The 14,847-nt window shown below is 69.6% G+C and carries 14 protein-coding genes; 4 read left to right on the top strand and 10 right to left on the bottom strand.

Annotated features, from left to right (window positions below):
- Positions 1-2 precede the first annotated feature (2 nt).
- Complete coding sequence (locus tag H5411_RS06225) at positions 3-596, top strand: SRPBCC family protein (RefSeq protein ID WP_183123224.1); 594 nt, start codon at positions 3-5, stop codon at positions 594-596.
- A gap of 468 nt (positions 597-1,064) precedes the next feature.
- Here H5411_RS06225 and H5411_RS06220 read toward each other — a convergent pair whose 3' ends face one another.
- The 10 genes from H5411_RS06220 to H5411_RS06175 all read right to left on the bottom strand — a co-directional run bounded on the left by H5411_RS06220 (position 1,065) and on the right by H5411_RS06175 (position 12,803).
- On the bottom strand, positions 1,065-2,453 hold the full coding sequence (locus tag H5411_RS06220; RefSeq protein ID WP_183123223.1) for a glucose-6-phosphate dehydrogenase: 1,389 nt from the start codon (positions 2,451-2,453) through the stop codon (positions 1,065-1,067).
- Between the two features lie 4 nt (positions 2,454-2,457).
- Entirely contained in the window at positions 2,458-3,375 is a 918-nt protein-coding gene (locus tag H5411_RS06215) for a Dyp-type peroxidase (protein ID WP_183123222.1), read from the bottom strand.
- On the bottom strand, positions 3,372-3,716 hold the full coding sequence (locus H5411_RS06210) for a hypothetical protein (RefSeq protein WP_183123221.1): 345 nt from the start codon (positions 3,714-3,716) through the stop codon (positions 3,372-3,374). The genes H5411_RS06215 and H5411_RS06210 overlap by 4 nt, the downstream gene beginning before the upstream one ends.
- Positions 3,713-4,924: a PucR family transcriptional regulator gene (locus H5411_RS06205; RefSeq protein ID WP_183123220.1), complete on the bottom strand. Its 1,212-nt coding sequence runs from the start codon at positions 4,922-4,924 to the stop codon at positions 3,713-3,715. Before H5411_RS06205 ends, H5411_RS06210 begins: the two co-directional genes overlap by 4 nt.
- Before the next feature lie 28 nt (positions 4,925-4,952).
- A complete protein-coding gene (clpB, locus tag H5411_RS06200; protein WP_183123267.1) occupies positions 4,953-7,586 on the bottom strand; it encodes an ATP-dependent chaperone ClpB in 2,634 nt (877 codons plus the stop codon).
- Positions 7,587-7,588: 2 nt separating this feature from the next.
- Positions 7,589-7,894 carry a chaperone modulator CbpM gene (locus tag H5411_RS06195; protein ID WP_183123219.1) on the bottom strand — a complete coding sequence of 102 codons (306 nt, stop codon included), beginning with the start codon at positions 7,892-7,894 and terminating at the stop codon, positions 7,589-7,591.
- Positions 7,891-8,823, bottom strand: coding sequence for a DnaJ C-terminal domain-containing protein (locus tag H5411_RS06190; protein WP_183123218.1), 933 nt, complete (start codon positions 8,821-8,823; stop codon positions 7,891-7,893). The genes H5411_RS06195 and H5411_RS06190 overlap by 4 nt, the downstream gene beginning before the upstream one ends.
- A complete protein-coding gene (locus tag H5411_RS06185) occupies positions 8,823-9,329 on the bottom strand; it encodes a nucleotide exchange factor GrpE (RefSeq protein WP_183123217.1) in 507 nt (168 codons plus the stop codon). Before H5411_RS06185 ends, H5411_RS06190 begins: the two co-directional genes overlap by 1 nt.
- Positions 9,330-9,334: 5 nt before the next feature.
- Positions 9,335-11,215, bottom strand: coding sequence for a molecular chaperone DnaK (gene dnaK / locus H5411_RS06180; RefSeq protein ID WP_183123216.1), 1,881 nt, complete (start codon positions 11,213-11,215; stop codon positions 9,335-9,337).
- A gap of 520 nt (positions 11,216-11,735) precedes the next feature.
- Positions 11,736-12,803 carry a helix-turn-helix transcriptional regulator gene (locus H5411_RS06175; protein ID WP_312877771.1) on the bottom strand — a complete coding sequence of 356 codons (1,068 nt, stop codon included), beginning with the start codon at positions 12,801-12,803 and terminating at the stop codon, positions 11,736-11,738.
- Between the two features lie 119 nt (positions 12,804-12,922).
- Here H5411_RS06175 and H5411_RS06170 point away from each other — a divergent pair, with 119 nt between their 5' ends.
- The 3 genes from H5411_RS06170 (at position 12,923) to H5411_RS06160 (ending at position 14,834) form a co-directional block, all read left to right on the top strand.
- Positions 12,923-13,216, top strand: coding sequence for a hypothetical protein (locus H5411_RS06170; protein ID WP_183123214.1), 294 nt, complete (start codon positions 12,923-12,925; stop codon positions 13,214-13,216).
- A 22-nt stretch (positions 13,217-13,238) separates the two neighbouring features.
- Positions 13,239-13,709 carry a hypothetical protein gene (locus tag H5411_RS06165; RefSeq protein WP_183123213.1) on the top strand — a complete coding sequence of 157 codons (471 nt, stop codon included), beginning with the start codon at positions 13,239-13,241 and terminating at the stop codon, positions 13,707-13,709.
- A gap of 294 nt (positions 13,710-14,003) precedes the next feature.
- A complete protein-coding gene (locus H5411_RS06160) occupies positions 14,004-14,834 on the top strand; it encodes a class II glutamine amidotransferase (protein WP_312877767.1) in 831 nt (276 codons plus the stop codon).
- The last annotated feature ends 13 nt before the right edge of the window (positions 14,835-14,847 follow it).

The raw sequence follows: 14,847 nt of genomic DNA, 5'->3' as shown, positions 1-14,847 counted from the left end.
CCATGGAACTCGACCACACTTTCACCGTCTCCGCCGTCCCCGACGAGGCTTGGCGGCTGTTCCTCGACCTCGAACGGGTGGCGCCGTGCCTGCCCGGCGCCGTCCTCGACCAGGTCGACGGAACCTCGTTCTCCGGACGGGTCAAGGTCAAGGTCGGAGCAGTGCAGATGAGCTACCAGGGCGCGGGCACGGTCACCCGCGACGAGGCCGCCCGGACCATGCTGCTCGATCTCACCGGCCGCGAAAGCCGAGGCGGCGGCACCGCCGCGGCCACCGTGTCCGCCACGCTGACCGACGATCCGGCCGGGACCCGGGTCCGGGTGCACACCGAACTCGACCTCACCGGCCGCCCGGCCCAGTTCGGCCGCGGAATCCTGGCCGAGGTCGGCGACCGGATCCTGCAGCAGTTCACCTCCCGGCTCGAGGAAACGCTGAACTCGCCCGACCCGGTCCCTTCGGAAGAGTCCCCGGAAGCGGTGGACGTCGGCGCGGTAGTTCTTCCGGTGCTGCTTAAGAAGATCGCCTTGCCGGCCGCGATAATCGTCGCCGTGGCAGTGGTGCTGCGCGTGTTGCGGGACCGTTCCAGCGCGTCCTGAGCCCAGTCGATCCACAGTGGACCGTCGCCCTCGGCGCGGAACTGCTCGTAAACGCTTATACCGCGAGTGCGCCTCGAGGATTCGAGAACGGTCGATTCCGCGCGCACAACCGACGCTCCGGCTCTGGACGTTCAGGCGCGCCCGCATCAGCACACACTTGGGCGCTGTCAACTCCAGCACCGCTGACCGAATCCCCTCGCGGCCGATTCCGGACTGCCGGAAACCCCCGAACGGGCCCGGCATTCACCGCCCCAGCCCGTTTTTCAGGCTGAGAGCAGCGAATTCCGACGCCGCCACCACCAGGAAACGACAACGATCTGTGGTTGCGGCGCTCAGCGAGAGGCCGACGAGCACGTCGAACTCTCGCGAGTTCCGGCCTTGTTCGACCTCCTCGGCGCATGTTCCCGGCTGCGTTTCTGGCCGAGGTCGGTTTCTTCGAGCACGGACATCCGCACCTCCAAGGATGTCTCAGGCGACGGGAAGCCAGGGCGGTTGCCAGGCTGGGTTTCCAGCGACCAGGTCGTCAGCGGCGGAAGGTCCCCACGTGCCAGGCGCGTACCGCCGCGCCGGAGGCGGGTAGGCCAGTGCTGGCCGCAGAATTCGCCAGCTCTCCTCCACCGCGTCCAGCCAGGCGAACAGCCGGTCGTCGCCCGCGAGCGCGTCGGCCAGCAGACGTTCGTAGGGCGAGCGCGGGGTGCCCAGGTCCCGTTCGAAGGTCGTGTCCAGGCGCACCGGACGCCATTGCCCCGCACTGTCCAATCCAGACAATCGAAGCCGGAACGCCGGGTCCGGCGAGATCCGCAGCACCAGCTGGTTGGCCTCGACCCGAGCGGCATCGGGCAAGAACCGAAGCTGTGGTGTGCGTTTGAAGATCAGCCGGACCTCGGTGGCAGTGGCGGGCAGGCATTTCCCCGCCCGCACGAAGATCGGCACCCCAGCCCAGCGCCAGTTGTCGATCGCCAGTTTGAGCGCGACGTAGGTTTCGGTGTCCGATCCGGGGGTCACCCCGTGCACGCCCTGGTAGCCCTCGTACTGCCCACGCACGCAGTCTCCCGGTTCCACGGACGGGATCGCCCGGAAGACTTCGAGTTTCTTCGCGCGCAGATCCGCCACGCTCGCCCCGACCGGCGCGTCCATCGCCACCAGTGCCAGCAGTTGCAGCAGATGGTTTTGCACCACGTCGCGCAGTGCCCCGACCTGGTCGTAGAACCGCCCGCGCCCGGCCACGTCCCGTTTCTCGGCCATCGTGATCTGGATCGCGGCCACGCTGTCGCGGTCCCACAGTCCGGCGAGCGCGTGGTTCGCGAACCGCAGGTATTCGATCTCGGTGACTGGTTCCTTGCCGAGGAAGTGGTCGACCAGGAGCAGTTGCTGTTCGTCGAGGACCTCGTCCAGGCGCCGGCGCAGTTCCCGCGCTGAGGCGAGATCGGCGCCGAAGGGTTTCTCCAGCGCCACACGGGCGTCGGCCAGCAGGCCTGCGGCGGCCAAGCGCTCGACGACGGTGGCGAACAGCGAGGGCGGCAGCGCCAGGTAGTAGAGGGGCCTCCCGGTGGCAGCCAGGCGCTCGGCGAGTGCCTGGTACAGCTCGGGATCGGTCGCGCCTCCGCTGAGATAGCCCAACCGCCGGGCCAGCCGGGCGAATACGGCGGTGTCGAAGTCGTCGACGGCTTTCTCGACGGAGCGGCGCGCGAGTTCGGTGAACTCGGCCCGGGACAGCCGCGTGCTGGCGGTGCCGATCACGGGACAGCGCAGTTCCCCGCGTTGTTCCAGCCGGTACAGCGCGGGAAGGGTCATTTTCGCCGCGAGGTCCCCGGTGACCCCGAAGAGCACCAGCGCTCCGGCGTGCCAGTCCGCCATCGGCTCAGTCCTGCCGAAGCGGCGGATCGTCGAGAAAATCGGCCGTGGGCACGAAGAACAGGCTTCCGGTGACCGCGGTGGACACGTCGAGGAGGAGGTCCGGCGGGTCGGCGACGAACATCCGCTGCAGCATTTTCTCGGTCACCGCCGGATCGGCCGCGTAGCCGCAGAAGTAGGTGCCGTACTCGCCGCGGGCGATGGAGCCGAACGGCATGTTGTCGCGCAGGATCTTGTGTTCGGTGCCGTCCGGGTCCTCGATGGTGGTGCGCGCGACATGCGAGTCCGGCGCTTTCCGCGCATCCGGGATTTCGACGTCGTCGGCCAAGTGCCTGCCGACGGACCGGTCGCGTTCCTCCACCGGCATCGCCGTCCACTTCGCCAGGTCGTGGAGGTATTTCTGCACGATCAGGAACGATCCTCCCTCGAACGGGCCGTCGCTGATCAGCGCGGCGCGCGCGGCGGCGGCCCCGGCGGGGTTCTCCGTGCCGTCGACATAGCCGAGCAGATCCCGGCGGTCGAAGTACCGGAAGCCGGTGGTGGCGTCGTACACCGAAACCGCGTCGCCGAGCCGGTTCACCACCCGCCGGGCCAGTTCGAAGCACGAGTAGTGCCGGGTCGCCCGGATGTGCAGGAACACGTCCCCCGGCGTGGCGGGCGCGTGATGCCGCGAGCCGGTCAGTTCCCGGAAGGGGTGCAGCCCGGCCGGCCGCGGGCCGGTGAACAGCCGGTCCCAGGCTTGCGAGCCGAACCCGGCTACGCAGGCGAGGCGTTCGTCCGGCAGCGGGAACGCCACCGAGCGGACCATTCCGGAGAGGTCGGGCAGCAGGTCGCGGACCGCGGCCTCTCCCCCGGGATTCATCGTCAGCGTCAGGAAAACCGCGCTTTCAGTCAGCGGAGAGAGGACCGCTTGCGGAGTAGTCACAGAAGACCCGCCTCGTCCGGGCTGACCTCGCAGGTGCGTTCGCGGCCCAGCGGAGCCGACACCGAGGTGACCGTTCCGGTGCCGCAGCCGCGCCAGGCGACGGTGATGCCTTGCGGCTCGTCGCGGCTCGACCCGATCGGGCCTTGCGCGGCGGTTTCGACCGGACCGACGTGATAGGTGCGGATGTCGCCCTCGTCGGCGCCGTCGACCCGCGTCACTTCGTAGGCGAAGATCGCGACGCGCTGCCCAGCGGCCGGGAAGCCGGGCGGCCACGGGTTGTCGAAGAGCCCGCCGGTCGGGGTGCCGAGAGTTTTCACCGTGATCTGGGGAGCTTCGGTCATGGTCGATCCCTTTGAGAGTGCGAAAGTACGGGTCGGGTTTCGGGAGGGCCGATGCGCAGCGCTTGCATCGCGGTGACGAGTTCGGCCAGATCCCGCGGGTCGGTCAGCGACCGGTTGGTGAGCTCCCGGATGCGGCGCAGCCGGTAGCGGACGGTGTTGGAGTGGCAATGCAAGGTCTGTCCGGCGCGTTCGGAGGAGCCGCCGCCGGACAAGTACGCCTCGAGCGTCTCCAGGAGCACATCGCGTTCGTCGGCGGGCAAATCCAGGACCGGACCGAAGACCTGGTCGCCGAGCCTCCGGCCTTCGTCGGGGTCGTCGGCGACGAGCGCGGCCAGCGGACTGGGATCGAACGCGCGGACTCCCGCGCGTTCCGGCGGGGCACTGGCCATCGCGGTCCGCGCCAGGTGCAGCGCGCGCGGAGTGTCGGCCAGCAACGTGTACGTCGGACTGACCCCGGTACGGGTCGACGCCGCTTCGTCGAGCGCGGTCAGCACCGCGCTGTATTGCTCGTCCCGGAGCGAGACCACGCCGGCCTGCAGGGCGGGCGTGAGCTGCCACGCCGAGACGAGGCCGAGCTGCCCGAGCCGTCCTTCGATGCCGACCAGGCTTTCCTCGGCCAGCCCGCGGGTCTCGGCCGCGACGACGGCGAGTTTCCCGTCCGGCGGAAGCCCGAGCAGCCGTCCGGCTTCCCACGGCCCGGCTTCGGAGATGCGCTGACCGGTGAGCAGGGCCTCGGCCAGCGCTGAACGGCGTTGCTGCTGGGCGACGAGGATTTCCGCGCTGGCCGTCCGGTAGGCCTCGGTCACGCGGATCGCGTGCTCGTCGGTGACCTGCCAGAGCAGGCTGGCCGCGTCGATCAGCTCGCCGGTGCCGCCGGTTGCGCGGGCGCGGGCGGCCAGCAGGTCCCACAGCATCGCGCAGGCGATCCGGTACACCTGCAGCACCTCCGGCAGGGGCGCGCCCTGGTGCGCGCGCCTGCTGCCGGTCTCCTGCGGTGCGCCCTGGTCCGGGTCTTCGACGCCGCTGAGCGCGTCGACCAGGAACCGCACGTTGACCGCGATCGAGCGCTGGAGGTCCGTGCGCGGCACGATCGTCTCGTCCCGGTAGAGGCCGATCCGCTCGCACGCCACCGCACAGATGTCGTCGATCAGCCGCGGCAGCCGCTGCCGAACCCAGTCGACGAGTCCGGCGACTCCGCCAGCGGTCATCGGCCCGCCCGCGAGACTGCGCGGCGGATCATGCCGCGACCTCGTTCTGCCGGCACGTCACGGTGAGCAGTCCGTCGTCGAGGCTCACGTCGACGATCGTGTTGTCGTGCGCTTGACCGGCGAGCAGCGCGCGCCCGATCCGGGTCTCGACCTCGCGGGAGAGGAACCGGCGCAGCGGACGGGCGCCGTACACCGGGTCGAAGCCCTGTTCCGCGATGAAGCGCAGAGCCTTGTCGGACACCTCCAGGGCGATGTTCTGCTCGGCGAGCCGCGTGCGCAGGTCGCCCAGCATCAGTTCGACGACCCGTTCGATTTCCGGCAGCGTCAACGGCTTGAACAAGACGATGTCGTCGATGCGGTTGAGGAACTCCGGCCGGAAGTGCCCGCGCAGCGCCGCCATGACCTCGTCGCGCGCGGACTCGGTGATCCCGCCCTCGCCGTTCACCCCGTCGAGCAGGAAGTGCGCGCCGATGTTGGAGGTCATGATGATCACGGTGTTGCGGAAGTCGACCGTGCGGCCCTGCGCGTCGGTCAGCCGTCCGTCGTCGAGCACCTGCAGGAGCGTGTTGAACACGTCCGCGTGCGCCTTCTCGATCTCGTCGAACAGCACTACCGAATACGGCTTGCGCCGTACGGCTTCGGTGAGCTGGCCGCCCTCGTCGTAGCCGACGTACCCGGGCGGCGCGCCGACGAGCCGCGAGACCGTGTGCCGTTCCTGGTACTCGCTCATGTCGATCCGGACGATGTTGTCCTCGGTGTCGAACAGGTCCGCCGCGAGCGCCTTCGCCAGTTCGGTCTTGCCGACGCCGGTCGGGCCGAGGAAGAGGAACGATCCGATCGGGCGGCGCGGATCCTTGATCCCGGACCGGGCGCGGATGATCGCGTCCGCGACCAGCCGCACCGCCTCGTCCTGGCCGATCACGCGCTCGTGCAAGAGCTCGTCCAGGCGCAGCAGCTTCTCCCGCTCGCCCTCCTGCAGCCGGCTGACCGGGATGCCGGTCCACCTCGACACGACCGCCGCGATCTCCTCCTCGGTCACGACCTCGCGCAGCAGCCGGGTGCCCGCCTGGCGGGCGGCGAGCAGTTCTTCCTCGCCCTCCAGCCGACGCTCCAGGTCCGGCAACCGTCCGTGCCGCAGCTGCGCGGCCAGATCCAGGTCGTACGCGCGTTCAGCGGCCTCCGCGTCGTGCCGGACCTGCTCGATCTCCTCGCGCAGCGCCTGGACCTTGTGCAGCGCGGAGCGTTCCGCCTCCCACTGCGTCCGCATCCCGCCCGCTTCGGCGCGCAGATCGACCAGTTCGCGGCGCAGTTCGTCCAGCCGCGCCTTGCTCGCCGCGTCGGTTTCCTTCGCCAGCGCGGCCTCCTCGATCTCGGTGCGGGTCAGCCGCCGGCTCAGCTCGTCGAGTTCGGCGGGCATCGAGTCGATCTCCGTGCGCAGCATCGCGCACGCCTCGTCGACCAGGTCGATCGCCTTGTCCGGCAGGAACCGGTCGGAAATGTAGCGGTGGCTCAGCACGACCGCCGCCACCAGCGCGCTGTCCTGGATCTTCACGCCGTGGAACACTTCGAGCCGTTCGCGCAGCCCGCGCATGATGGAGATCGCGTCTTCGACCGACGGTTCGTCCACCAGCACCGGCTGGAACCGTCGTTCGAGCGCGGCGTCCTTCTCGATGTACTTGCGGTACTCGTCCGCCGTCGTCGCGCCGATCAGGTGCAGTTCGCCGCGCGCGAGCATCGGTTTGAGCATGTTGCCCGCGTCGAGAGAAGACCCTGCGCCCTCGGTCGCCCCCGCCCCGACAACGGTGTGCAGTTCGTCCACGAACAGCAGGATCCGGCCCTCGGCGGCGGTCACCTCGTTGAGCACGGCCTTGAGCCGTTCCTCGAACTCGCCCCGGTACTTCGCGCCCGCGACCAGCGCGCCCAGGTCGAGCGAGAACACCGTCTTGTCCTTGAGCCCTTCCGGCACGTCGCCGCGGTCGATGCGCTGCGCGAGCCCCTCGACGATCGCGGTCTTGCCCACGCCCGGATCGCCGGTGAGCACCGGGTTGTTCTTCGTCTTCCGCGACAGGATCTGGATCACCCGGCGGATCTCCGCGTCACGCCCGATGACCGGGTCCAGCTTGCCCGCCGCCGCGTCGGCGACCAGATCGCGGCCGTACTTTTCCAAAGCCTCGTAAGCGGATTCCGGCGTCGCCGACGTGACCCGCTGATTGCCGCGCACCTTCCGCAGCACCTCCAGGAACTTGTCCCTGGTCAGCCCCGCCCCGCGCAACAGCCGCCCGGCCGCGCTCGAACTGCCCTCCTCCAGCAGCGCCGCGACGAGGTGTTCGACGGACACGTAATCGTCCTTCAACCGGCCCGCTTCGCGATCGGCCGCGTCGAGCACCCGGGCCAGCCGGGCGGTCACGCGGGTTTCCCCGGGCGTCACGCCGGGGCCGCTCACCTTGGGACGGCGGGCAAGTTCTGCTTCCAGCTCGCCGCGGAGGCGGGCCGGGGCCGCGCCCGCCTCTTCGAGCAGCCGCGACGCGAGCCCGTCCGGCTGGTCGAGCAACGCGAGCAGCAAATGTTCGCCGTCGACCTCCGGCTGGCCGTAGCGCAACGCGGCGGTCTGCGCGTCGTGCAGCGCTTCCTGGGATTTCTGGGTGAGCCGGTTGGGATCCATGGTCATTCTCCGCTGCGTCGGGACCGGAGATCCGCTTCCAGGGCCGCGATGCGATCGAGCAGGTCGGCGACCAGGCCGACCGCGGCGTAGTTCAGGGAGAATCCGGCGCGCAGCCGCTGGATCCGCGCCGCGGCGGACACCTGCGCGACCGGATACCACCACTCGCCGCGCGCGTCCTCGACCGGCTCCAGCAGGCCCAGCACGGTGAACCGGCGGACCAGCTCCGGATGCAGGCCGGTCGCGTGCGCGAACGTCGGCAGGTCCAGATGCGCCGCACCGGGGCGGCGGCGCACGAGCGCGTAGGTCATCCCGGCCTCCTCGGGTTGTCGTCGGTGGCCGCGGCCAGGTCCTCGTAGAGCTTGCGCTGCCGGTCGGTCAGGTCCTGGGGGACGACGATCTTGACCGCGGCGTACAGATCGCCGGGCTTTCCCCGGGGGTTCGGGATGCCGCGCCCGCGCAGCCGCAGCTTCCGTCCGCTGGACGTTCCCGCCGCGATCTTCAGCTTCGCTTCGCCGCCGCCGGGAAGGTCCATGGCGACGGTCGCGCCCAACGCCGCTTCCGACGGCAGCAACGGAAGATCCACGGTCACGTCCCGTCCGTCGACGTGATAACGCTTGTCGTGCACCAAATGCACCACCAAGTACAGGTCGCCGCGCGGCGCGTCCTCGCCGCTTCCGTAGCCGCCTTGCCCGGCCAGCCGGATGCGCTTGCCGTTGCTCACTCCGGCGGGGATGGCGACGTCGACGGTGCGCGAGCCCTCCGGACCGTCGAGGGTGAACGAACGCCGCCCGCCTTGGTAGGCCTCGCTCAGACTGATCTCGATCCCGGCCTCCTGATCGGCGCCGGGGACCGGGCCGTGCGGCCGACGGCCGAAACCGCCCTGGAAGCCGCCGCCGAACATGCCGCCGAAGAGGTCCTCGAAGTTGACGCCTTCGCCGCTCTGGAACCCGGAGAACCCGCCGCTGCCCGCCTTGGCGCGTGCGTAGGTTTCCGGGTCCATGTCCGGCGGAACCTGGCGGAAATCCTTGCCGAACGCGTCATAGCGCTTGCGCTTCTCCGGCTCGGAGAGCACGTCGTATGCCTCGGAGACGGCTTTGAACTTCTCCTCCGCGCCCGGATCCTTGTTCACGTCCGGGTGGTACTTGCGGGCGAGCTTCCGGTACGCCTTCTGGATTTCGTCCTGGCTCGCCGTCCGGGAGACGCCGAGCAGCTGGTAAAAGTCCTCGTTGTCGCTCATCAATCCGCCTTCGCGACGACGACCGCCGCGGGCCGCAACTGGTTCTCCGCGGCGCCGTAACCGGGGCGCACGACCTCGACGACGGTGCCCGGCTCGACGCCCGCGGCCGGAACGACCGACACCGCCTCGTGCAGTCGCGGATCGAACGCGGTCCCCTTCGTGTCCGCGTGCCGGGGGAAGCCGAGGTTGGCCATCGCCGTGTCAGCCTGCGCCCGCACGGCTTCGACGCCGGAAACGACGGCTTTCGGGTCCGCGTCGGCGTGCCCGATGGCCAGGTCCAGATTGTCGAGCACGGTCAGCAGTTCCTTGGCGGCCCGCCTGCGTTCCCGCTGCCGCACCTGCACGGTGTCCCGCGCGGTGCGCTTGCGGAGGTTGTCCAGATCGGCCATCGCCCTGCGCCAGTTGTCCTCCAGCTCAGCGACCCTCGACTGGAGCCAGGAGACGTCCGTGGTGCCTTCCGGCGCCGCTTCCGGTTCCGTGGCAGCGTCGTGCTGCTTGTTCTCCATGGCGATCAGGAGGTGGTGAACTCGGCGTCGACCACGTCGTCGCCGTCGTCGCCGGTCGAGGTCCCCGCGGGATCCGCGTCGCCGGCGGCGGACGCGACGGCGGCCAGCCCGTGGAACAGCTGCTGGAGTTCCGACGTCATCGAACGCAGCTTCTCCAGGCTCGGCTCGTCCTGCTTGAGAAGGTCCCGGGCGTCCACCGCGAGGCTTTCCGCGCGCGCCTTCTCATTGACCGGCACCGCGTCTCCGAGCTCGGCGACGCTTTTCTCCACCTGGTAAACGGCGCTGTCCAAGGTGTTGCGGGCGTCGACGATCTCGCGCAGCTTGGCGTCCTCGGCCCGATGCGCCTCGGCGTCGGCGACCATGCGATCGACTTCGGCGGAGTCCAGGTTGGAGCTTTCGGAGATGGTGATCGTCTGTTCCCGGCCGGAGTTCGTGTCCTTGGCCGAGACGTTGAGGATGCCGTTGGCGTCGATGTCGTAGGTGACCTCGATCTGCGGCACCCCGCGCGGGGCGGGCGGGATGTTCTCCAGCCGGAACCGGCCGAGCACCCGGTTGTCCGCCGCCTTCTCGCGCTCGCCCTGCAGGACGACGATGTCCGCCGCGGACTGGTTGTCCTCGGCGGTGGAGAAGGTTTCCTTGCGCCGGGCCGGGATCGTGGTGTTGCGGTCGATAACCTTGGTCATCACCCCGCCCATCGTCTCGATGCCCAGGGAAAGCGGGGTGACGTCCAGCAGCAGGACGTCCTTGGCCTCGCCCTTGATGATGGCCGCCTGGACGGCCGCGCCGAGAGCGACGACCTCGTCCGGATTGACCGTCATGTTCGGGTCTTTGCCGCCGGTCATCCGCCGCACCAGCGCCTGCACGGCAGGGATGCGGGTCGAGCCGCCGACCAGGATGACCTCGTCGATGTCGTTCGCGGTGAGCTTCGCGTCGGCGAGCGCCCGCTCCACCGGCGCCTTGCAGCGTTCGACGAGGTCGGAGGTGATCTGGTCGAAGGTGGACCGCATCAGGGTGGTGTTGAGGTGCTTCGGCCCGGAGGCGTCCGCGGTGATGAACGGCAAGTTGATCGTGGTCTGCGTGACCGAGGACAGCTCTTCCTTCGCCTTGGAAGCGGCCTCGAACAACCGTTGCAGCGCTTGCGGATCCGCACGGAGGTCGATGCCGTTCTCCCGCTCGAACTGGTCCGCGAGATGGTCGACGACCCGGCGGTCGAAGTCGTCGCCGCCCAGATGGGTGTCGCCGGCGGTCGAGCGCACTTCCACCACGCCGTCGCCGATGTCCAGCACGCTGACGTCGAACGTGCCGCCGCCGAGGTCGAACACCAGGACGGTCTCGTGCTGCTTCTTGTCCAGCCCGTAGGCGAGCGCGGCCGCGGTCGGCTCGTTGATGATCCGCAGTACCTCGAGCCCGGCGATGCGGCCGGCGTCCTTGGTGGCCTGGCGCTGCGCGTCGTTGAAGTACGCCGGGACCGTGATGACCGCCTCCGCGACCTTCTCCCCCAGGAACTTCGACGCTTCGTCCACCAGTTTGCGCAGCACCAGCGCCGAAACCTCCTCCGGCGCGTACTTCTTGCCGTGCACGTCGAACCGCACCGCGTCGTCCGGCCCCGGCACGACGTCGTAGGACACCGCGTCGATCTCGCTGGCGACCTCGTCGAAACGGCGGCCGATGAACCGCTTCGCCGACGAGATCGTGCCCTTCGGATTCATGATCGCCTGCCGCCGGGCGAGCTGCCCGACCAGCCGCTCGCCCGAATCGGTGTACGCCACCACCGACGGGGTCGTCCGCGCCCCGTCCGCGTTGGCGATCACCTCGGGCTGCCCGCCCTCCAGCACCGCGATGACCGAGTTGGTCGTCCCCAGGTCGATGCCCACCGCTTTCGCCACGACGCGTTCCTTCCAGCTCAGGGTTCAGCGCAAAAGCCCCACCCGAAACATCAGGACAGGACGAGTTCGAGGTCTGGTCTACTGGAGAGAAAAAGCACCGTCAAGACGAAATGATCTCCGCTCGAACCGTTTCCAGGAGGTTTGCCCGCCGATTGTCGGGCCCAACAAATAATGTTGTTCCCGGACACAATCGGCAGCTTCCCCAGAGGCGAGCGCAGCCGCTTCGGCCGCATCCGAACGCGGCCTTTGGGCAATGACGTGCCGCACCGGGACGACTTGATCGCCACCGCGGCAAGGCCGACCGCCGCGGGGCGGCCCGCTCGGGTCGCGACCGCAAGAGACTCCGCAAGATCGGGCATCGCAAAATGAGCGGCAGGAAATCCCGGCGCGATGAGCGCATAGAGTGTATCTCGTTCACGAGAATGGGTGCATGCCCAGCCCATTTCTCGAGCGATTCTCATCGTCGCTCGGGTTCGCTTGTGGTGATTTCCCGTTCTCTGGGGCGAATGAGCAGCGGTGGTCAGGCGTTGCCGCTGATTCTGGAGATGATGGTGCGTCGTGTGGTCGAGCCGGTTTTGGCGAGCACGGCTTTGACGTGATCGTTGACGGTGTGCTCGGAGATGACCAGGCGCTCCGCGATGGTGCGGGTGTTCTCGCCGAGGGTGAGGTGTTCGAGTATTTCCCGTTCGCGGGGCGTGAGGGCGTGCGCGCGAGCGAACACGTCGAGCCGCTCGGCGGGGGTGCTCGCTTCGATGCTGACGGTGATGTCGCCTTCGCCGGCGCCGGTGGGGCTGATGCGGGCGGCGCGCAGGGTGACCCACCGTCCGTGGCCCAGATGCACGCGCGACCATGCCGGGCCGACCGGGACGTGCTGTTCGAGAGCGACGAGTGCGGCGGCGACGTTGTAGGCGGCCGCGGGGATGGCCGGTATCGGATCGTCGGGCGGGTTGAGCTGGTAGAGGGTCTGCACCGCGGCGGAGGTCTGGATCCGCACGTGCAGGTCCGGCGCGAGGACCAGGACCGCGGGACCGTCCAGCGGCAGCGCCGGCTGGTCGGGGACGAAGGTGCGGGCCTGCGCCAGCCGGAGCCCCTCGGTGAGCGGCGAGCAGATGTCGGCGAGGAAGCCCGCGTCGCGGCGGGGGAAGGGCTGCGCGGGCGCGTACCGCCACAGGTCGAGCCATGCCCAGCAGCCGTTGCGGTCCCAGAACGCGATCGTCGCGACATCGACGACCCCCAGGTCGCGCTGGCTTTCGCGCCACAACGCCGACGCGGCGAGACGGCCGCCGGTGCGCTCGTGCAGCAGCGCGACCGGTGTGCCGGAATCCATCAGCTCGGCCCATCGATTGAGCGTGGTCAGGTAGCGCCAGCGGCCCAGCCGCGGCAGGTCCGCCCACTGGAGCCCGGGAACGTCGGCCAGCGGCGACGTGCCGACCCGCGATACCGGGTCGGTCATCAGCCAGACGTGCGCGTCGAACGGGACGACGCGGCGGATTTCGGCCAGCACGAGCTCGCGAAGCCGTTTCGGCGTGAGCGAGCCCGCGCACCACCGCGCGATCCGGTCCGAGGCCGCCGCGGTCGGGGTGGACACGGACCGCATTGTAGGCCCGGCCGGCGGTGAAGACCCCCAGTCCTGGGGATGGGATTCGACCCGCTGCCCGACGGATGCTCGGCAAGACCCGATTCGGCACGATTCCCACGGAGGACGTCATGTTCGCGCTGCACATCCACAACAAGGTCAACGACTACGAACAGTGGAAATCCGGGTTCGACGCCTACGACGGCTTCCGCCGCGAGCACGGAGTGCAGTCCTATCGAATTTCCCGCCACGCCGCGGATCCGCGGCTGGTTTGCGTCGACCTCGATTTCGCTACGCGCGACGAAGCCGCGGGATTCCTCACCCGGCTCGAGACCGTCCTCCGCACGCCTCGGTCCCAAGCTTTGCTGGAGAGCCACGAGCAGCCCGAACTGTTCGACGTCACCGAAGCGCGCCAGCTGCGCTGAGTCCGGGAAGAGAGTCGACGACATGCGCAGATTCGGCATCATCGCCTTAGCCGCAACGGTTTTCGCCGTCCTGGTCGGCCCGGACGGTCCGCTCGGCCGGTTCTGGGCGCCCGATCCCGACGCCCCCGCGGCGCACGGCGCCGTCCTGGCCGGACTGATCGGCGAAAACATGGTCGAGAACATCGCGTTCGGTGTCGGGATCGCGATCCTGCTCCTCGGACGCCGCTGGTTCGCGGCGCGCACGGACACCGCCCGTGCCGGTCAGATCGCCAGAATCGCAACGGCGTGGCTGCTCGCCTCGTGGATGCCGCACGCCGCGCTGCACCGCCACCTCGGCATGCAGCCGACCGGCATACTCCCGGTCGAGTGGATCTTCCACGCCGGCAGCATCCTCGCCGCCGTGCTGCTGCTGTGGGCCTTCGCCCATACGGTCGCCGCGCCCGCCCGGCGTTCGCGCCCTGCCGACAATTCCACGGTGCGGCAGCCTCGCTGATCCGAACACCGCATCCCCGATTCGATCCCTGCGCGAGCGTCGAGCCGCGGGAGAAATTGCACACCGCCAACGCTGGCCGCCGACACGCTCGGCGGCCAGCATTCCAGTCCAGGCATGGCCGAATCCGGCGATCACCCCCGCCCCCCAGGAGTCCCACGACGCCGCCCGCGGACAGTCAGCCGCCCCCGGTGTCAGCGAGGTTTAGCCCGATTCCCCCGGGTAACCGGGGACCGAACCGCGACCGGGAGGGTTCGGCATGTGCCGTCTGTTTGGTCTGTCCGCTGCCCGCAGCGCGTGCCCGCCACGTTCTGGCTGCTCGAAGCGCCCGACAGCCTCGCCGCCCAGAGCCGGCGCGAGCCCGACGGGACCGGGCTCGGCGTGTTCGACGCGCACGGCTCGCCGCAGGTCTGGAAACAGCCATTGGCGGCGCATGCGGACAAAGAGTTCGCCCGCGAGGCCAAGGAATGCGAATCGACGACCTTCCTCGCCCACATCCGCTACGCCTCGACCGGCGGCCTCGAACCGGCCAACACCCATCCCTTCCTCCAGCACGGCCGGTTGTTCGCCCACAACGGCGTTCTCGGCGATCTGCCCCGTTTGGAAGACCGGCTCGGCGAGTACCGGGACCTCGTCCACGGCGACACCGACTCCGAACGTTTCTTCGCCCTCGTCACCAAGGAAACCGAAGCGCACCACGGCGACGTGAGCGCCGGGATCGCCGCCGCCGCGCGCTGGGCCGCCGCGAACCTGCCGGTCTACGCGATCAACCTCGTCCTCACCACGCCGGACGAACTCTGGGCCCTCCGCTATCCCGACACCCACGACCTGTACGTCCTGCAGCGCTGTGCCGGCGGCCCGCACGGCGACCGGCACCTGGAACACGCGAGCGCCGCGGGCCGGATCCGGGCCCGCTCCGGCGGTCTCGCCCGCCACCGCGCCACCGTCGTCGCCAGCGAACGCATGGACGAGGACCCCGGCTGGCAGAACCTCCGGCCCGGCGAACTCCTGCACGTCGGCGCGGACCTGACCGCCACCCGCCGGATCGTGCTCGACCGGCCGCCGCGGCGCCCGCTCACCCTCGACGACCTCGGCGCCCACGCCGCCGCTTCCCAGCAAGGCCAGTAACCCCGTCCGGAGG

The organism is Amycolatopsis echigonensis (assembly GCF_014174495.1).
In the GTDB taxonomy this organism is placed as follows: domain Bacteria; phylum Actinomycetota; class Actinomycetes; order Mycobacteriales; family Pseudonocardiaceae; genus Amycolatopsis; species Amycolatopsis echigonensis.
The sequence above is the reverse complement of the archived record's forward strand: the minus strand, read 5'-3'. Positions and strand labels throughout refer to the sequence as shown.